This is a genomic window from Pseudomonas fluorescens, assembly GCF_001623525.1.
Lineage (GTDB): Bacteria > Pseudomonadota > Gammaproteobacteria > Pseudomonadales > Pseudomonadaceae > Aquipseudomonas > Aquipseudomonas fluorescens_Q.
In genome coordinates this window covers 6,106,630-6,123,898 of the sequence record NZ_CP015225.1, presented here as the reverse complement: position 1 = coordinate 6,123,898, position 17,269 = coordinate 6,106,630, and the positions used below count along the sequence as shown (strand labels likewise).

Here is a 17,269-nt window from a genome sequence, read left to right as displayed (position 1 = left end):
TCTGTGCCTGGCATGATTGCGATGTTCTTCGCGGTATACAGCGCAGGTCCGAGCCGTTAACGTAAAGCAAAGCCGTTTATAGAGGAAGGACTCGTGGAACACTCGCTCTTAGTTTGGTTGTTGCCGACTCTTGCCCTGGTTGCCGGTGTCGCCATTGGATTCCTGCTTGCCCGACTGCTGCCCAACGCGGTGCCCAACAGCACGCAACGTCAGCTGGACGACATCCAGGAACGTTTCGACAGTTATCAGAATGAAGTGGTCACTCACTTCAACAGCACCGCGTCCCTGGTGAAAAAACTCACCCAGAGCTACCAGGAAGTCCAGGATCACTTGTCCGAGGGTGCCAATCGCCTGGCCCTGGACGAGCAGACTCGCCAACGCCTGCTGGCTGCCCTGCACGCCGATTCGGCGCAGGCTCCACGGGAACGCCTGACCCCGCCAAAGGATCAGGAACCGCCCCGGGACTACGCCCCCAAGGCCCCGAATTCGCCCGGCATGCTCGATGAGCATTACGGTTTGAAGAAGTAATCGCCAAGCAACAACCAAAAGCCCGCCCGATCATGTGATCGGGCGGGCTTTTTTATGGGTTTCAGATCCGTTGTGGCGAGGGAGCTTGCTCCCGCTGGACTGCGCAGCAGTCCCAAATCAGCGAACGCGGTGTGCCTGGGAGACCGAGGCGAATGATCTTGGGGCTGCTTCGCAGCCCAGCGGGGATAAATCCCCTCACCACAGGGTTTGGTGTCAACTCAAGGGAAATGGCAGCCATAAAAAAAACGGGGACCATGTCTGCATGGCCCCCGTTTCATTTACTGCCCAGCGATCAAGGGTACTGCTGGTAAGTCTGCCCCTGCTGCTGCGGCGCCTCCTGATATTGCTGGCCCGGAATCGCCTTGAGGTTGACCTCGACACGACGGTTCTGCGCACGGCCATTGACGTCGGCGTTGCTGGCCACCGGGTTGTCCGGGCCGGCGCCACGGGCCGACAGGTTGGCACCGCTCACGCCCTGGGACGTCAGGTAGGTCGCCACGCTCTGCGCACGACGCTGGGACAGGTCCATGTTGTGCTGGCGGCTGCCGGTGCTGTCGGTGTAGCCGACGATTTCGATCTGGTTCTGGTTGAACTCCTTGAGGGAGTTGGCCAGGTTATTCAGCGGCTGGTAGAAGCTGGACGCGATGTTCGCCGAGTCGGTGGCGAAGGTGATGTTACCCGGCATGATCAGCTTGATCTGGTCGCCCTGGCGCTGCACTTCAACGCCGGTATTGGCCATGCTGGCGCGCAGCTTCTTTTCCTGCTGGTCGGCGTAGTAGCCGTAACCGGCCGCGGAAGCCCCCACCACCGCTGCACCGATCAACGCGCCCTTGCCACGGTTATCGTGACCGATGGCCGCACCGGCCAACGCCCCCGCCAGTGCACCGAGGCCGCCATACTTGGCGGTTTTGCTCATGCCCGAAGATTCGGTAGAGGCCTGGCCCTGATTGTCATAGGGGTTAGGCGACGCACAGCCGGACAACAAGGCCACAGCAGTAGCGACAACGATCAAGCGACGCGAGGTGAACATGAAGATGCTCCTGGGTTTTCAGTCTGAATGCCAAAGTGTAGGCAATCGACTCTGGCAGGCGTTGGAACACGGCAATCGTTAAAAATTCCGTCGCGCTGCGTTGCGCTTCGCCCGGCTGACCGATAAAAAACCGGCACCCCGGCGAGCGCCCCTCACCCCTGCGCCAGACAGCGGCTCACGCCCCTGACAATCATCTCCACTTCCCGCCCATCGATCGTCAACGGCGGCAGCAGGCGTATGGTCTGGCCCCGAGTGATATTGATCAGCAGGCCGTGATCCCGGGCGGCGCGAAGGGCCAGGTCGCGGACCGGTTGCTTGAGTTCGATGCCGATCATCAACCCCTGGCCGCGGATCGCCAAGACATTCGGGTTGTCCGCCAACTCGATGCGCAGCCGGCCCAGCAACTGGTCGCCCTGGTGCCTGGCGTTGTCCACCAGCGCTTGTTGCTCGATGATCTCCAGCACCGTGCAGCCGACTCGACAGGCCAGCGGATTACCGCCAAAGGTGCTGCCATGGCTGCCAGGGGTAAACAGCTCGGCAGCCTTGCCCCTCGCCAGGCAGGCACCAATGGGTACGCCATTGCCCAGGCCTTTGGCGAGGGTCATGACGTCCGGCACGATGCCCTCGTGCTGGAACGCGAACCATTGGCCAGTGCGACCGATGCCGGTCTGGATCTCGTCGAGCATCAACAACCAGGCGCGCCGGCTGCACAGTTCACGCAAGGCCTTGAGATAGCCCGGCGGTGCGAGTTGCACACCGCTTTCGCCCTGGATCGGTTCTACCAGTACTGCGACGATGCGCTCGGCATGGGCTTGCTGGATCGCTTCCAACGCCGCCAGATCGCCGAACGGCACCTTGATGAAATCCCCCGGCAACCGATTGAAACCAAGCCGCACGGACGGGCCGTCACTGGCGCACATCGTGCCCAAGGTGCGCCCGTGGAACGCATTGTCCATGACCACTACCAACGGCTGCTCAATGCCTTTATGCCAACCATAGAGGCGCGCCAGTTTCAATGCGGTTTCGTTGGCCTCGGCGCCTGAGTTGTTGAAGAACGCCCGCTCCAGCCCAGACAGCTGGGTGAGCTTTTGCGCCAGGCGTTGTTGCCAATCGATGCTGTACAGATTCGACGTGTGCAACAGCAGGCCGGCCTGCTCGCTGATGGCGGCCACCAACCGTGGGTGGGAATGGCCGACATTGGTCACCGCCACGCCCGCCACCGCATCGAGGTACTCGCGGCCATCCTGGTCCCACAGGCGCGTACCCAAACCATGGGTGAAACTCAGCGCCAGGGGTTGGTAAGTGGTCATCAGGCAGGCAGCGGTCATGGCATCAAGCTCCATTGGGTTGGTTTTTTCCAGTATGGTTAGCCACCAAGGCTGGATAAACGCTGCTTTACTTCAATCATTTAAAAGCCGAGCTTGATAATGGACTTGTTCCAAGCAATGACCGTTTACGTGAAGGTAGTAGAAACCGGAAGCCTGACGGCGGCGGCCCAGGCGTGCGAAATGTCCACCACCATGGTGGGTAATCATCTTCGTGCACTGGAGCAACGTCTCGGCGTACGCCTGATCAACCGTACGACGCGGCGCCAGCGCCTGACTGAGTTTGGCTCGACCTACTACCAACGTTGCCTGGAAGTGCTGGGGCTGGTGGCCGATTCCGAGCGCCTGGCCGAACAGACCCAAGGCGAGCCCAGCGGCACCCTGCGCATCACCGCGCCGCTGACCTTTGGTACCGAACGCCTATCGCCGGCGCTGGCCGAATTCAGCCAGCGCTTCCCCCAGGTCAAGCTCGACGTGATGCTGACCAATCAGCGGCTGGACCTGCTCGAACATGGATTCGATGTCGCCATTCGCCTCGGCCATCCCGACCCGAAACTGATTGCCCGTCCGTTGGTGGACTACACCCTGACCATCTGCGCCTCCCCTGCCTACCTGGCCCGGCGCGGCACGCCGGAACAACCGGCGGACCTGCAACGACACGACTGCCTGTCGTTCGCCTATTCGGCAGCAGACGAATGGCGCTTCGCCCAGGAACACTGGCCCATCAACGGCCCGGACGGCGAGATCAAGGTCCCGGTAAACGGACCGATGCTGATCAACAGCTCCTCGGGCCTGCATCGCGCCGCCTTGGCCGGGATGGGCGTGGTGATGCTGCCCGATGCGCTGGTGGCCCAGGACCTGAAGGATGGTCACCTGGTGGCGTTGTTGCAGGACTATCAGTTGCCCCATCGCCCAATGAGCCTGATGTACGCGCAGGACCGCTACCGTTTGCCGAAACTGCGCAGTTTTGTCGAGTTCGCACTGGAGAAATGGGGCAAACCCTAACCCAATGATGCTGTGGCGAGGGGATTTATCCCCGCTGGGTTGCGCAGCAACCCCAAGACTGTCGGTTCACATCGCAAGTGATGTCGGGTTCGAGGACTTTGGGGGCCGCTACGCGCCCCAACGGGGATAAATCCCCTCGCCACAAAAGCAAACCCCGTCTGAACATCCGCCGCTAGTTCCCCACCCCCCCATCAGCTACTCTTCCTCCTTGGACGAGCATTTTGATATCAAGGCCGATGGGGAAACGACGATGGGAGACGCCTCGAACATCGATATGCTGCGGTTCGACCTGTCCGATCTGGACGAAGGCGTACTGCACACCATCCTGGAACTGGTCAGCGATGGCATCTGGGACTGGAATGCCAGCACCGGCTTCGTCTACCGCAACCCCGGCTGGTACACGATGCTTGGCTACCTGCCTCATTCACTGGACAACAACGTGCTGACTTGGGAGAGCGTGATTCACCCGGATGACTATCCACGGGTCATGGCGTTGTTCGACGACTACCTGGAACAACGATCCCACGGTTACCAGGCCGAATACCGCTGCCGCACGCGCGATGGGACCTACATCTGGATCGAGGATCGCGGCTACGTGATCGCCCGTAATCCGGACGGCACGGTGGCGCGCATGATCGGCGCCCATCGCAGTATCGACGACAAAAAGCGTCTGTTCGAACAACTGGAACAGCGTAACAAATCCCTGGAAGCCATCATCGAAGAACGCACCCGCGAACTGTCCCGGGTCAACCATCAGTTGCAGATCCAGCTCGACGAGAATCGCCGGCTTGCCGAAACCGATGCCCTGACGCGGGTCGCCAACCGTTATCGCCTGGAGCAGGCACTGCCGCTGGCCTGTGAGCGGGCACAGCGTTTCCGCGAGCCGTTGTCGCTGATCGCCATGGACGTGGATGATTTCAAGGACATCAACGACCGCTACGGCCACGCCTTTGGCGACGCAGCGCTGGTGCAAGTGGTGCAAAGCGTCAAGCGTTGCCAGCGCGACGGCGATTTGCTGGTGCGCTGGGGCGGTGACGAATTCATCATGATCTTGCCCAATACCACCCTGGCCGACGCCCGCCTGCTGGCGGAAAGCATTCGCCGGGGTCTGTCCGACCTGTTGCCGGTGGGCGACTTCCAGATCACCATGAGTTTTGGCGTGGTGCAGCGACTCGAGAATGAACAGCACGCGACGTTGCTGCACCGGGCGGATCAGGCGCTGTATCGCTCCAAAATGTCGGGCAAGAATGTGATTTGTGAATGAGGTCCGACCGTGACAACACCGCCCGCGTCCAATAGATTAGGCGACCGGAAAAAAGCTCAATGCCTTTCTCGCCTCATCCCGCTAACAGAAGTAGTGAAATTTCAATGTCCGATTCCAACACCGCTGAATCCGTAGTCACCCTGTCGTCCAAAGCGGAATACGAAAACTCCATCAATCTTTCACAGCATCTGCCCCAGGCCAAAAACATCAGTGAGATGGTCCTCGATGCGTTCCAGTCGAATCGCGAAAGCGACCAGATCCGCGAACTGCGCAACGCCATCCGCCAGGCTCACGATGCGTTCGACGACGACAAGGCCTACGAACTGATGGGCCAGCTCAAACAACTCAAAGACGCCGAAGCCGCCGATTTCGCGGCCCTGGAAGACCTGAGCAGCCGCTTCCCCATCAGCCGTATCCTCTCCAGCTACAAGGACGACCCGTCGTTTCAGGAACTGGTCTACGGCCTGGCCCTGAAAGTACTGAACCAGACCCATCAGGCCATCAGCAATCCGAGCGGCAGCAAGGGCAAGGCCTCGCGGGCCAAGAAAGAAGCCGAAGTGTTTGTCATCAGCAAGGACGGCATCAGCGTCACCCTGCCCCTGCGCACACCACGCTCCAAGCCGAACGTCGACCGCGAGGCCTTCGAGTTCCTGGGCTTCAACTTCGTAGGCGAAGGCGACGAAGCCGAGCTGGAAAGCGAAACCTTCCTGGACAATGACGGCACCGAACAACAGGCCACCCGCAAAAGCATCGTCACCGCCTTGCAACAGCAAAAGGCATTCGACGGCTACAGCATCGCCCAGCAATAAGCCATCGCCCAACGATCGTTCCTACGCTCCGCGTGGGAATGCCTCCTCGGACGCTCCGCGTTCGGCTTCTTGGGACGCAGAGCGTCCCTGGCTGCATTCCCACGCAGAGCGTCCAGGCAACGCCCATGAAAAAGCCCCGCTCTTCTCTCAAAGGCGGGGCTTTTTCATGGGGATGAAGAGATCGTCTCAAACCGCTCCGAGCCGCTCAACCATGTCTGGAAACTTCTCGACCAGCCTGATCAGAAGAGCCGCCTGGGCATTGGGTTTGGACTTCTCCTGCTCCCAGTTCCGAAGGGTGCCAGGACTGGTCCTGATGCTCTTGGCAAAAACGGCCTGAGACATATGGAGCTTGTCGCGCAACGCTACGATTTCTTGCGCCGACACCTCGGGAACCGGTTTGTCTTCGATCGATATCTGGCGAAGGGTAATCTTGCCCTCACGGTGAGCAGCCATCTCCTCGACGCCTTGCATCATCTCGGCAAACAGATCACGTTTTTTCATAAGGTACCTCGCACTTTCAACTCAGCTCCTATTCACTCGAACAAAGACGTTTCAATAAATAGGATTCGCATGCCAAAAACTATAGGCAAATTGCTTACAGTTAAACAACCAAGTTTTTTTGCTTCAGATGACATGCCACGCTGTCCAGGAACAGCGCCCCATGAAAAAACCCCGCGCTTCTCTCGAAGGCGGGGCTTTTCGTGCAGCTTCTGAAGCTTAAGGCGCGTACGTCAGCAGCAGCTCACTCGGCACTTTGAAGTCCAGGGACATCATGACGCTCAGGGCGGTGATGGTGAAGATCGAGAACACGAACAGCTTGCGTGCCCAGACCGTGTCATCCACCGCCTTGTAGCCGGTCCAGGCCATGTACAGCCAGTACATGCCCATGGCGGCGGCGACGGCGAGGTAACTCATGCCGGCGTAACCGCTGAAAGTCAGCATCAAGGTCGCCACGAGGAAGGCCAGGATGTAGAGCAGGATGTGCTTCTTGGCTACCAGGATACCGCGCTTGACCGGCAACACCGGAATCGACGCTGCCAGGTAGTCGTTGAAGCGGAAGATCGCGATGGCATAGGAATGCGGCATCTGCCACAGGCTGAACATCACCAGCAGCGTCAGCGCCGCCATGTCGAAGCTGTTGCTCACCGCCACGTAGCCGATCACCGGCGGCATCGCCCCCGACAGGCTGCCCACCAGCGTGCCGTGGACCGACTTGCGCTTGAGGTACAGGCTGTAGAGGCCGACGTAGATGACAAAACCGATCACCGCGAACAGCGCCGCCAACGGATTGGCCACCCAGTACAACAGCGCCACACCGGCCACGCCCAGCACCGTGGCGAATGCCAGGGCCAGTTGCACCGGAATCAGGCCTTGGACCAGCGCCCGATTCTTGGTGCGCTCCATCTTGATGTCGATATCGCGGTCGATGCAGTTGTTGAACACGCAACCGGACGCCACCACCAGGGAAGTGCCGATCATCGCCGCCAGGAAGATGGCCAGATCGACATGCCCTTTCGAGGCCAGGAAAAACCCGCCTGCCACAGAAAGCACGTTACCGAAAATGATCCCCGGCTTGGTGATTTGGATAAAGTGCTTCAGGGACATCCGGACTTTCCTCAGTGCGCCATCATGTTGGTGTGGATGCTGAACATGATCCACAACGACAGGCCGACCAGCAGGACAATCACGATCGCGGCAAAGACAAACGCGACCACGTTGTTACGTTGGGCGGCGGAGCGGTCCAGGTGCAGGAAGTACACCAGGTGCACCAATACCTGGACCACGGCGAAGATCAGGATGATCCACAGGGTCAGGCTCTTGGGCAGCGACGGGTACATCACCAGGCCGAACGGAATGACGGTCAGGATCACCGACAGGATGAAACCGATGGCGTAGGACTTGACGCTGCCGTGGCCGGCGTCGTGGCCATCATGGGAATGTGCGTTAGCCATTTACAGGGTCCCCATCAGATAAACAACGGTGAATACGCAGATCCACACCACGTCCAGGAAGTGCCAGAACAGGCTCAGGCAGCTCAGGCGCGTCTTGTTGGTGGCGGTCAGGCCGTTTTTGTGGACCTGGTACATCATGATCGCCATCCAGATCAGGCCGCTGGTCACGTGCAGGCCGTGGGTGCCGACCAGGGTGAAGAACCCGGACAGGAAACCGCTGCGGCTAGGACCGAAGCCTTCGGAGATCAGGATGTGAAACTCGTTGATCTCCATGCCGATGAAGCCGGCACCGAACAGGAAGGTCATGGCCAGCCAACCCAGTACCTGGGTTTTCTTGCCCTTGAACAACGCCAGCATGGCGAAGCCGTAGGTGATCGAGCTGAACAGCAGCAGCGCGGTTTCGCCCAGTACGTACGGCAGTTCGAAGATGTCGTGGCCCGATGGGCCACCGGCGACGTTGTTAACCAGCACCGCGTACGCTGCGAAGATCGACGCAAACAGAATGCAGTCGGTCATCAGGTAGAGCCAGAAACCGAATACGGTCATCTCGCCCGAGTCGTGGTGATGGTCATCGTGCCCATGGTCATGACCATGGGCGTGTCCAACAGTGGTCACTAAGTTCGACATGGTTTAAGCCTGTTCCAACGAGGTTTCAACACGGGTGGCGGTGGCTGGGACTTTCCCGGCCGCTACCAGACGTTTGTGCTGCTCGGCTTCGATGCGCTCGATGACATCCACCGGCACCATGTAGCCCTGATCGTCACGGGCAGCATGGATAGCGAAATACACCACGGTGCCCACCAGGCTGGCGATGGCCAGCCACCAGATGTGCCAGATCATCGCGAAACCGAACACGGTCAGCAGCGCGCCCATGACCACACCGGTAGCCGTGTTGTTGGGCATGTGGATCGGCTCGTACTTGGCCGGGACCGGGTACGCGGTACCGTTTTCCTTGGCTTCGGTGAACGGGTCGATGACGTCTGCTTTTGGCAGCACGGCGAAGTTGTAGAACGGCGGTGGCGAAGAGGTCGACCATTCCAGGGTATGGGCATTCCACGGATCGCCGTGTTCGCACATGTTCTCTGGCTTGTTGCGATCGCGCACGCTGACATACAACTGGATCAGCTGGCAGGCGATACCAACAGCGATCATCACCGCACCGAACATGGCGACGTACAGGTACGGCACCCACTCAGGGTTGGTGGTGGTGTTCAGGCGACGGGTCATGCCCATGAAGCCCAGTACATAGAGCGGCATGAACGCGACGAAGAAGCCGGTGATCCAGAACCAGAACGCTGCCTTGCCCCAGCCTTCGTGCAGCTTGAAGCCGAAGGCTTTCGGGAAGTAGAAGGCGAAGCCGGCGATGTAGCCGAACACCGCACCGCCGATGATCACGTTGTGGAAGTGCGCGATCACGAACAGGCTGTTGTGCAGCACGAAGTCAGCACCCGGGATGGCCAGCAATACACCGGTCATGCCGCCGATGGCGAAGGTCACCATGAAGCCCAGGGTCCACATCACGTGGCTGGTGAAACGCAGACGGCCCTGATAGATGGTGAACAGCCAGTTGAACAGCTTCACCCCCGTCGGGATCGAAATCAGCATCGTCGCCAGGCCGAAGAAGGCGTTGACGCTGGCACCCGAACCCATGGTGAAGAAGTGGTGCAGCCAGACCATGAAGCCCAGTACCGAGATCGCGCCGGAAGCGTAGATCATCGAGTGGTGGCCGAACAGTTTCTTGCCGGAGAAGGTCGAGATGACTTCGGAGAAAATGCCGAACGCCGGCAGGATCAAGATGTACACCTCGGGGTGACCCCAAGCCCAGAACAGGTTGACGTACATCATCGGATTTCCACCCAGTTCATTGGTGAAAATGTGGAAATCCATGTAGCGGTCAAGCGTCAGCAGGGCCAGGGTAGCGGTCAGGATCGGGAAGGAAGCGACGATCAGCACGTTGGCCCAGGTGCAGGTCCAGGTGAAGATCGGCATGTCCATCAGCTTCATGCCCGGGGTACGCATTTTGACCACGGTGGCCAGGAAGTTGACCCCCGTCAGCGTCGTACCCAACCCGGATAGCTGTAGCGCCCAGATGTAATAATCCATCCCCACGCCCGGGCTGTATTGCAGGCCCGACAGCGGCGGATAGGCCACCCAACCGGTCTTGGCGAACTCACCAACGCCCAGGGACAGGTTGATCAGCACCACGCCGGACACCAGCAACCAGAAGCTCAAGGAGTTCAGGAACGGGAAGGCCACGTCACGGGCGCCGATCTGCAGCGGCACTGCGAGGTTCATCAGGCCGGTGAAGAAAGGCATCGCCATGAAGATGATCATGATCACACCGTGGGCGGTGAAGATCTGGTCATAGTGTTCAGGCGGCAGGTAGCCAGGCGAACCCTCGGTGGCCATGGCCAGCTGGGTACGCATCATGATGGCGTCGGCAAAACCACGCAGCAGCATGACCATGGCGACAATGATGTACATCACGCCGATTTTCTTGTGGTCGACCGAGGTCAGCCACTCGGTCCACAGGTAGGTCCACTTCTTGAAATAAGTGATGCCTGCAAACAATGCCAGACCACCGAGCGCGATGATGGCGAGGGTCACCATGACAATCGGCTCGTGGAACGGGATCGCTTCCCAACTTAATTTACCAAACATCGTTTACTCCTCTGCCCCGGCAGCTGAATGCGAGCTCATGTCCATCCCTTCCATGTTGTGAGCCACTTCCTTCTCGTTCTTCTCGTGGTGCATCGGCTTGCCCGGATTCATCCCTTCATACTTGTCGATGATGGTCTGGAACAGGTTCGGCGTAACCGACGAGTAGAGTTCGACTGGGTTGTTCTGGCTCGGCTTGGAAAGGGCTTCGTATTCAGCTTTTTCAAGCTGTTTAGGTGCCTTCTTCACATCGTTGACCCAGGCGTCGAAATCTTCCTGGGTCGTGGCGATTGCTTTGAACTTCATGCCGGTAAAGCCCGCGCCGCTGTAGTTGGCGGAGATACCGTCGAGTTCGGCGTTCTGGTTGGCGATCAGGTGCAGCTTGGTCTGCATGCCCGCCATCGCGTAGATCTGGCCGCCCAGGCCCGGGATGAAGAACGAGTTCATCACGGTGTCGGAAGTGACCTTGAAATTGATCGGCGTGTGGGCCGGGAACACGATCTTGTTGACCGTGGCGATGCCTTGTTCCGGGTAGATGAACAGCCACTTCCAGTCCATGGAGACCACTTCAATGGTGATCGGCTTGACGTCCGAATCCAGCGGACGATAGGGGTCCAGGGCGTGGGTCGACTTGTAGGTGATGTAACCCAGGGCAATGATGATCAGCACCGGGATGGTCCACACCGCCACTTCGATCTTGGTCGAGTGCGACCACTTCGGCGTGTAGGTGGCATTGGTATTGGTTGCGCGGTACTTCCAGGCGAACAGGAAGGTCATGACGATGACCGGCACAACGACCAGCAACATCAGCAGCGTAGCGGTGATGATCAGGTTTCGTTCATCCAGGCCGACCTGGCCCTTGGGATCGAGCAAGGTCATGTTGCAGCCTCCCAGCAGCAACGTGCCGAGCAGCGGCAACAAGCCTAGTAATCGGGGGTACCTGTTTTTACTCATCTCACGACCTCTAAAGCAGCTTGCGCAATGCAGTTGGGTTTTGATCGCCAACACTTCACCCTGCCAAGGGTTGGCATTTTCTTGGATTGAATAAGGGCTGCCCGTCGAACGTCAGCGGCAGTTCGACACATCCTGGGCCAGCAGTGAGTTCTTATTCGTTGGTCAAAGGCCTAGTTCAAGCCCAATTCCATTTGGTGCGGGTAGTTGGAGGCACCGACACCTGGGGTCGCATGGGGCGCTGGCGCCCTTCGACCACTCTCGTGCTCAAGCTTGAGCCGGGTCGGAAAATCGGTGCGGGCGATTGTAGTGAGCTGACGCGCTGTAGACCATGTCTCATCTCGAAATAATTTTTATCCGATCCGGCAACAATCTCTTGCCGATATTGCAACGAGCCAGCATGTTATCGAAATTCATTCTCAACAAGAACCCCAAAAAACGTAGGCCTACTACGCCCGATTTAGACAGCTCGAGAGGATCATCAAGAGGTTTTTTGCCCGGCAAGCGCCCAGTTTTCGGGGCCTGCGGCGCCTGACGCGGCGCTGTTAAAAATGCCTGCTGCAGGCGATACCCTGATTGCGAAACCAGACATTTTTTTGTTACAGGAAAGCGTGCTTTATCTCCCTCGCAAGGGCTGAGCGCCGCAAGATGTGTGACAACGTGTCGCACATTGCCGCAGGTCATTCTTGCCTCGGATCAAGGACGCTCCGGCTTGAGCGTGAAACGTAAAACGCCCCGGCTCTCCAGAAGAGAACCGGGGCGTTTCATCGAGGCGTTTCAGCGAAGCGGTTTGCGGTTACGTGACACCAGCAACGGCACCAGCACCACTGTCAACACAAAGGCCACCAGTGCCCACTGTGCCAGGGACAGCCCCAGGATCGGTGGGTAGGGGGTGGAGCAAAAGCCGTCGACCTGGAATCCCAACGGAAAGATCTTCGCCAACGGCAGGTCATCGACAATCGGTTGCAACACGTCGATGCCGCAACTGACCGCCGGGAAGAACTGGGTGTACACGTGATGCCCTGCCACACCAGCACCGGCCAGGGCGCTGAGCACCACCAGGCCTTCGAAGATCGTCAGGCTGCGGCGGGTGCGCATGGCGGCACCGATGAAGGCGAAGATTGCGATCAGCAACAGCGCATAGCGTTGCAAGATACACAGCGGGCACGGCGCCTCACCGAGGGCCACCTGCATATACAGCGCACCGCCAATCAGCGCCAGGCAGATCAGCCCCAGCAGCACCAGATAGCGCCGCTCACGCCCTAACCGCATCATTTCCTCACTCATTGCGTTTCCCTTTGTCTGCATGGATCGACGCGCGGCACGGCAACATTCGGGCGCGCGGTCGGATGCCCGAAGTCTACACGCAGACCATGACAGTGAACGAGCAGCGGGCGTCGACATTGAAGGGGAATAGACCGCAAGAAGCTTAAGTGCGGATTAATTCTGGCAGCTGGACAAGGATGGACCTGCCGTCGCCATCGCGAGCAGGCTTGCTCGCGAAAGCGATGGGTCAGCTTGCATCAATGTTGGATGTGCCGCCGTCTTCACGAGCAAGCCCGCTCCCACAAGGGATCTGTGGCGGGTGTGGAGACCTTATTCCAGCGCTGCCGCCGGGCCGAAGAATTCGTAACGGCTCTGCTGCTCCGGCACGCCCAAGGCCTTGAGGTGACGCTTGACGGCACCCATGAAGCCCTTCGGGCCGAGGAAATAGGCGTCCACGTCACGTTGCTGCGGCAGCCATTGCGCCAGTTGTTCCTGGCTCAGCAGCCCCACCTTGTCGGCCGCCGGGCTCAAGCCGTCGTCTTCGTCGTAGCAGTAGAAACGCTTGAGCTGCGGATGCCGCTTGGCCAGGTCGTCGATCCAGTCGCGGAAAGCATGGGCACGGCCGTTGCGCGCGCAATGAATGAAATGCACCGGCCGCTCGGTTTGCAGCGCCGCCTGCAACATGGCCAGGGTCGGGGTGATGCCGACGCCGCCACTGATCAGCACCAGCGGTTTGTCGCTGGCAGTCAGGTAGAAATCCCCGGACGGCGGGAACAACTGGATGCGGCTGCCGACGTCGAAATGATGATGCAGGTGGTTGGACACCCGCCCGCCCGGCTCGCGCTTGACGCTGATACGGTATTGACCGTTGTCCGCCAGGGCTGACAATGAGTAGTTGCGGCGTACTTCCTCGCCATCGAGCATGAGCTTCATGCCGATGTACTGGCCCGGCTCGGCCAACAGGATCGGGCCCTTGTCCGCCGGTTCGAAGTAGAACGAGGTGATCTCCGAGCTTTCCTGGACCTTGGCCGCCAGGATGAATTCACGCTCGCCACGCCAGCCGCCCGGCGCCTCGGCCTTCTTGTCGTACATGCCGGCTTCGGCACCGATCAGGATATCGGCCAATTGGTTATAGGCAGCGCCCCACGCCGCAATCACCTCGGGCGTGGCAATCTCTGCGCCCAACACCTCGGCAATGGCTCGCAGCAGGCACGCACCGACAATCGGGTAATGTTCCGGCAGGATCTGCAAGGCAACGTGCTTGTTGACGATCTTCGCCACCAGGTCGCCCAACTGGTCGAGCTGGTCAATGTGCCGCGCATACATCAACACGCCGTTGGCCAGCGCACGGGGTTGATCGCCACTGGCCTGGTGAGCCTGATTGAACAGTGGGCGCACTTGCGGGTATTCGGACAGCATCATGCGATAGAAGTGAGTGATCAGCGCTTCACCACCGCTTTCAAGCAATGGCACGGTGGAGCGAATGATGGCGCGTTCTTCTTGACTGAGCATAAGGTGACTCCTGGCGAATGATCGATAACAGTTACCTAAGCCTTATCAGTTTCCATGCCATAAATTTTTATCTTAAATATCAGTCATTTAAAAACAATGTAGTCATATTGACACAAGTCGTTTTATAGTCGTTACGACTACATGGAGTCATTATGACCGCAACCGCCCTGCTGACCTCCCTGCTGCCACTGGTGGCCGATCTGTCCCGCGAACTGCCTGAAGGCGAACGTTATCGGCGCCTGCTCGGCACCTTGCGAGCCCTGCTGCCCTGCGATGCGGCGGCGTTGTTGCGCCTGGACGGCGACTGCCTGGTGCCGCTCGCCGTGGATGGCCTGAGCACCGATACACTGGGCCGGCGATTCCGGGTCAGCGAACACCCGCGCTTCGAAGCGCTGCTGGCCAACCCTCAGCCCACCCGCTTCGCCGCCGACAGCGGCCTGCCCGATCCATACGACGGGTTGGTCGAGGGGCTCGCCGAGCATCTGGAGGTTCACGACTGCATGGGCTGCCCGCTGTTCGTCGACGAGCGGCCCTGGGGCCTGCTGACCCTGGATTCGCTGGATCCGGAGCGCTTCGAGCCCATCGACCTGAGTGCCCTACAAGCCTTCGCCAGCCTCGCCGCCGCCACGGTCAGCGCCGCCGAGCGCATCGAGCGCCTGGCCCTGAAGGCCGAGGACGAGCACCGCCGCGCCGAGGTCTATCGCCAGGCCAGCGGCCAGCAACCTCGCGACATGGTCGGCCAGAGCAAGGCCCACAAACGCCTGGTGGAAGAGATCACGCTGGTGGGCAGCAGCGACCTGACGGTATTGATCACCGGCGAAACCGGCGTGGGCAAGGAACTGGTCGCCCAGGCCATCCATGCCGCGTCAGAACGTGCCGAGCAGCCACTCATCAGTCTCAATTGCGCCGCCCTGCCCGATACCCTGGTGGAAAGTGAACTCTTCGGCCATGTACGAGGCGCCTTCACCGGGGCCACGAACGACCGGCGCGGCAAGTTCGAACTGGCCGACGGCGGCACCTTGTTTCTCGACGAAGTGGGCGAGTTGTCCCTGGCCGTCCAGGCCAAGTTGTTGCGGGTACTGCAAAGCGGCCAACTGCAACGCCTGGGCTCGGACAAGGAACACCGGGTCGATGTGCGCCTGATCGCGGCCACCAATCGCGACTTGGCCGAGGAAGTGCGCAACGGCCGTTATCGGGCCGACTTCTACCATCGCTTGAGTGTGTACCCGCTCCAGGTGCCGGCGCTGCGCGATCGTGGACGTGATGTGCTGCTGCTCAGCGGATTTTTCCTGGAGCACAACCGCTCGCGCATGGGCCTGGGCAGCCTGCGCCTGACCGGCGACGCCCAGGCCGCGCTGCTGGCCTACGACTGGCCAGGCAATGTGCGCGAACTGGAACACCTGATCGGCCGCAGCGCCTTGAAGGCCTTGGGCCGGTGCGCGACGCGCCCGAAAATCCTCAGCCTCAGCGCCCAGGACCTGGATTTGCCCCAGGCGCCTGTGGACAACCCCACGCCTTCGTCCATCAGCCCGGCGTCGACCGCGCAGGGCGTAACGGGGGACTTGCGCGAAGCGGTGGACGAGTTCCAGCGCACGCTGATCGCTGCCTGCCTGGAGCGTCACCAACACAACTGGGCCAGCGCCGCCCGGGAGCTCGGGCTGGACCGGGCGAACCTGGGGCGGATGGCCCGGCGGTTGGGGCTGAAGTGATCGGCCCTGTGGCGAGGGAGCTTGCTCCCGCTGGAGTGCGAAGCACTCCCATCAGACGCGGTGGGAGGTCGAATTTGGCGACCGCTACGCGCTCGAGCGGGAGCAAGCTCCCTCGCCACAAAAACGCCTCACCACCGGGATCTTGTTACAACGCCCCCTGTTATCGACAGCTTTCATCCTAAAGCCTGCCCCCGACAAGTCGATAACCCAATATCAAAAGCTGTTTTGGCGAGCGGCATGCTCGCCCCACCTTTTTCCACAGAAGGTTTTTATGTCTTCCAACAAAGCCCGCGCAGATTCACTTTCGCTTCTGCTGTTTACCTTGCGCAGCGGCAAGCTGATGGCGATCAACCTGCTCAAGGTCAGTGAAATCATTCCCTGCCCACCGTTGACCAAACTGCCGGAGTCCCATCCGCACGTCAAAGGCATCGCCACCCTGCGCGGGACATCGTTGTCGGTGATCGACCTGAGCCGCGCCATTGGCGAGCGGCCGCTGGAAGATCCGGACGGCGGCTGCCTGATCGTCACCGACGTGAGCCGCTCCAAACAGGGTTTGCATGTGCAGGCCGTGAGCAAGATCGTGCATTGCCTGACCACCGACATCAAACCACCGCCCTACGGCTCCGGCGGTGTGCGTTCGTTCATCACCGGCGTGACCTCGGTGGACGGCACGCTGGTGCAAGTGCTGGACATCGAAAAGGTCATCCACGGCATCGCGCCAGCGCAGATCGAAACCGCGCCGACCGAACTGAGCATGGAAGACGCCGAGGTGCTGGGCAACGCACGGATCCTGGTGGTCGATGACAGCCAGGTCGCGCTGCAGCAATCGGTACACACCCTGCGCAACCTGGGCCTGCAATGCCACACCGCCCGCAGCGCCAAGGAAGCCATCGACTGCCTGCTGGAACTGCAGGGCACCGCGCAGGAGATCAACCTGATCGTTTCCGATATCGAAATGTCGGAAATGGACGGCTACGCCCTCACCCGGACCCTGCGCGAAACGCCGGACTTCGCGCACCTCTACGTGTTGCTGCACACGTCGCTCGACAGCGCCATGAACAGTGAGAAAGCCCGACTGGCCGGCGCAAACGGGGTGCTCACCAAGTTCTCGTCGCCTGAATTGACCAAGTACCTGATCACCGCGGCCAAGGCCGTCGCCGAACAAGGGCGCTGACCCCACCGGGAGGCTGCGATTCTCGCGGCCTCTGAACACTGTTCCGACCTCAGGCATACTCCTGTCCTGGTTCCCCTGAACAAGGA

The 17,269-nt window shown here is 60.1% G+C and carries 17 protein-coding genes; 6 read left to right on the top strand and 11 right to left on the bottom strand.

The window, feature by feature from the left end; genetic code table 11:
* Positions 1 to 93 precede the first annotated feature (93 nt).
* Entirely contained in the window at positions 94 to 528 is a 435-nt protein-coding gene (locus TK06_RS26590) for a YhcB family protein (protein WP_046063603.1), read from the top strand.
* A 292-nt stretch (positions 529 to 820) separates the two neighbouring features.
* Here TK06_RS26590 and TK06_RS26585 read toward each other — a convergent pair whose 3' ends face one another.
* Positions 821 to 1,558: an OmpA family protein gene (locus tag TK06_RS26585; RefSeq protein ID WP_063324469.1), complete on the bottom strand. Its 738-nt coding sequence runs from the start codon at positions 1,556 to 1,558 to the stop codon at positions 821 to 823.
* A gap of 152 nt (positions 1,559 to 1,710) precedes the next feature.
* Complete coding sequence (locus TK06_RS26580; protein WP_063324468.1) at positions 1,711 to 2,886, bottom strand: aspartate aminotransferase family protein; 1,176 nt, start codon at positions 2,884 to 2,886, stop codon at positions 1,711 to 1,713.
* Between the two features lie 99 nt (positions 2,887 to 2,985).
* On the opposite strand from TK06_RS26580, the gene TK06_RS26575 reads away from it, so the two are divergent.
* The 3 genes from TK06_RS26575 to TK06_RS26565 all read left to right on the top strand — a co-directional run bounded on the left by TK06_RS26575 (position 2,986) and on the right by TK06_RS26565 (position 5,961).
* Positions 2,986 to 3,888, top strand: a complete 903-nt coding sequence (locus tag TK06_RS26575) for a LysR family transcriptional regulator (RefSeq protein WP_063324467.1) — start codon at positions 2,986 to 2,988, stop codon at positions 3,886 to 3,888.
* 250 nt (positions 3,889 to 4,138) lie between these two features.
* Complete coding sequence (locus TK06_RS26570) at positions 4,139 to 5,152, top strand: sensor domain-containing diguanylate cyclase (RefSeq protein WP_063324466.1); 1,014 nt, start codon at positions 4,139 to 4,141, stop codon at positions 5,150 to 5,152.
* A gap of 104 nt (positions 5,153 to 5,256) precedes the next feature.
* Positions 5,257 to 5,961 (top strand): hypothetical protein, encoded by a 705-nt coding sequence (locus TK06_RS26565; protein ID WP_063324465.1) that lies wholly within the window; start codon positions 5,257 to 5,259, stop codon positions 5,959 to 5,961.
* A gap of 186 nt (positions 5,962 to 6,147) precedes the next feature.
* Here the strand turns inward: TK06_RS26565 and TK06_RS26560 are convergent, their stop codons facing one another.
* The 9 genes from TK06_RS26560 to hmpA all read right to left on the bottom strand — a co-directional run bounded on the left by TK06_RS26560 (position 6,148) and on the right by hmpA (position 14,300).
* Positions 6,148 to 6,462 carry a helix-turn-helix domain-containing protein gene (locus TK06_RS26560; protein ID WP_063324464.1) on the bottom strand — a complete coding sequence of 105 codons (315 nt, stop codon included), beginning with the start codon at positions 6,460 to 6,462 and terminating at the stop codon, positions 6,148 to 6,150.
* Positions 6,463 to 6,678: 216 nt separating this feature from the next.
* Positions 6,679 to 7,566, bottom strand: a complete 888-nt coding sequence (gene cyoE, locus TK06_RS26555; protein WP_063324463.1) for a heme o synthase — start codon at positions 7,564 to 7,566, stop codon at positions 6,679 to 6,681.
* Positions 7,567 to 7,577: 11 nt separating this feature from the next.
* Positions 7,578 to 7,913, bottom strand: coding sequence for a cytochrome o ubiquinol oxidase subunit IV (gene cyoD, locus TK06_RS26550; protein WP_014340102.1), 336 nt, complete (start codon positions 7,911 to 7,913; stop codon positions 7,578 to 7,580).
* Positions 7,914 to 8,540 carry a cytochrome o ubiquinol oxidase subunit III gene (locus tag TK06_RS26545; RefSeq protein WP_063324462.1) on the bottom strand — a complete coding sequence of 209 codons (627 nt, stop codon included), beginning with the start codon at positions 8,538 to 8,540 and terminating at the stop codon, positions 7,914 to 7,916.
* Positions 8,541 to 8,543: 3 nt separating this feature from the next.
* A complete protein-coding gene (gene cyoB / locus TK06_RS26540) occupies positions 8,544 to 10,574 on the bottom strand; it encodes a cytochrome o ubiquinol oxidase subunit I (RefSeq protein ID WP_057451772.1) in 2,031 nt (676 codons plus the stop codon).
* 3 nt (positions 10,575 to 10,577) lie between these two features.
* Positions 10,578 to 11,525, bottom strand: a complete 948-nt coding sequence (gene cyoA, locus TK06_RS26535; RefSeq protein ID WP_057451773.1) for a ubiquinol oxidase subunit II — start codon at positions 11,523 to 11,525, stop codon at positions 10,578 to 10,580.
* A gap of 333 nt (positions 11,526 to 11,858) precedes the next feature.
* Positions 11,859 to 12,206 (bottom strand): hypothetical protein, encoded by a 348-nt coding sequence (locus TK06_RS32495; RefSeq protein ID WP_153044852.1) that lies wholly within the window; start codon positions 12,204 to 12,206, stop codon positions 11,859 to 11,861.
* 93 nt (positions 12,207 to 12,299) lie between these two features.
* The gene (locus TK06_RS26530; RefSeq protein WP_033062546.1) at positions 12,300 to 12,809 is read right to left on the bottom strand and encodes a disulfide bond formation protein B; all 510 of its coding nucleotides are present in this window, start codon (positions 12,807 to 12,809) and stop codon (positions 12,300 to 12,302) included.
* 309 nt (positions 12,810 to 13,118) lie between these two features.
* Positions 13,119 to 14,300: an NO-inducible flavohemoprotein gene (gene hmpA / locus TK06_RS26525; RefSeq protein ID WP_063324461.1), complete on the bottom strand. Its 1,182-nt coding sequence runs from the start codon at positions 14,298 to 14,300 to the stop codon at positions 13,119 to 13,121.
* A gap of 152 nt (positions 14,301 to 14,452) precedes the next feature.
* On the opposite strand from hmpA, the gene norR reads away from it, so the two are divergent.
* Both norR and TK06_RS26515 read left to right on the top strand, forming a co-directional pair.
* Positions 14,453 to 16,009 (top strand): nitric oxide reductase transcriptional regulator NorR, encoded by a 1,557-nt coding sequence (gene norR / locus TK06_RS26520; RefSeq protein ID WP_063324460.1) that lies wholly within the window; start codon positions 14,453 to 14,455, stop codon positions 16,007 to 16,009.
* A 271-nt stretch (positions 16,010 to 16,280) separates the two neighbouring features.
* Positions 16,281 to 17,183 (top strand): chemotaxis protein CheV, encoded by a 903-nt coding sequence (locus TK06_RS26515; RefSeq protein WP_063324459.1) that lies wholly within the window; start codon positions 16,281 to 16,283, stop codon positions 17,181 to 17,183.
* The last annotated feature ends 86 nt before the right edge of the window (positions 17,184 to 17,269 follow it).

Excerpts from the sequence above, each read along its gene's own strand:
- TK06_RS26515 (WP_063324459.1), top strand. The coding sequence starts at position 16,281 with ATGTCTTCCAACAAAGCCCGCGCAGATTCACTTTCGCTTCTGCTGTTT.
- cyoE (WP_063324463.1), bottom strand. The coding sequence starts at position 7,566 with ATGTCCCTGAAGCACTTTATCCAAATCACCAAGCCGGGGATCATTTTC.
- hmpA (WP_063324461.1), bottom strand. The coding sequence starts at position 14,300 with ATGCTCAGTCAAGAAGAACGCGCCATCATTCGCTCCACCGTGCCATTG.
- TK06_RS26575 (WP_063324467.1), top strand. The coding sequence starts at position 2,986 with ATGGACTTGTTCCAAGCAATGACCGTTTACGTGAAGGTAGTAGAAACC.
- TK06_RS26585 (WP_063324469.1), bottom strand. The coding sequence starts at position 1,558 with ATGTTCACCTCGCGTCGCTTGATCGTTGTCGCTACTGCTGTGGCCTTG.
- TK06_RS26560 (WP_063324464.1), bottom strand. The coding sequence starts at position 6,462 with ATGAAAAAACGTGATCTGTTTGCCGAGATGATGCAAGGCGTCGAGGAG.
- TK06_RS32495 (WP_153044852.1), bottom strand. The coding sequence starts at position 12,206 with ATGACCTGCGGCAATGTGCGACACGTTGTCACACATCTTGCGGCGCTC.
- cyoA (WP_057451773.1), bottom strand. The coding sequence starts at position 11,525 with ATGAGTAAAAACAGGTACCCCCGATTACTAGGCTTGTTGCCGCTGCTC.
- cyoD (WP_014340102.1), bottom strand. The coding sequence starts at position 7,913 with ATGGCTAACGCACATTCCCATGATGGCCACGACGCCGGCCACGGCAGC.
- TK06_RS26570 (WP_063324466.1), top strand. The coding sequence starts at position 4,139 with ATGGGAGACGCCTCGAACATCGATATGCTGCGGTTCGACCTGTCCGAT.
- norR (WP_063324460.1), top strand. The coding sequence starts at position 14,453 with ATGACCGCAACCGCCCTGCTGACCTCCCTGCTGCCACTGGTGGCCGAT.
- TK06_RS26530 (WP_033062546.1), bottom strand. The coding sequence starts at position 12,809 with ATGAGTGAGGAAATGATGCGGTTAGGGCGTGAGCGGCGCTATCTGGTG.
- cyoB (WP_057451772.1), bottom strand. The coding sequence starts at position 10,574 with ATGTTTGGTAAATTAAGTTGGGAAGCGATCCCGTTCCACGAGCCGATT.
- TK06_RS26545 (WP_063324462.1), bottom strand. The coding sequence starts at position 8,540 with ATGTCGAACTTAGTGACCACTGTTGGACACGCCCATGGTCATGACCAT.
- TK06_RS26580 (WP_063324468.1), bottom strand. The coding sequence starts at position 2,886 with ATGACCGCTGCCTGCCTGATGACCACTTACCAACCCCTGGCGCTGAGT.
- TK06_RS26565 (WP_063324465.1), top strand. The coding sequence starts at position 5,257 with ATGTCCGATTCCAACACCGCTGAATCCGTAGTCACCCTGTCGTCCAAA.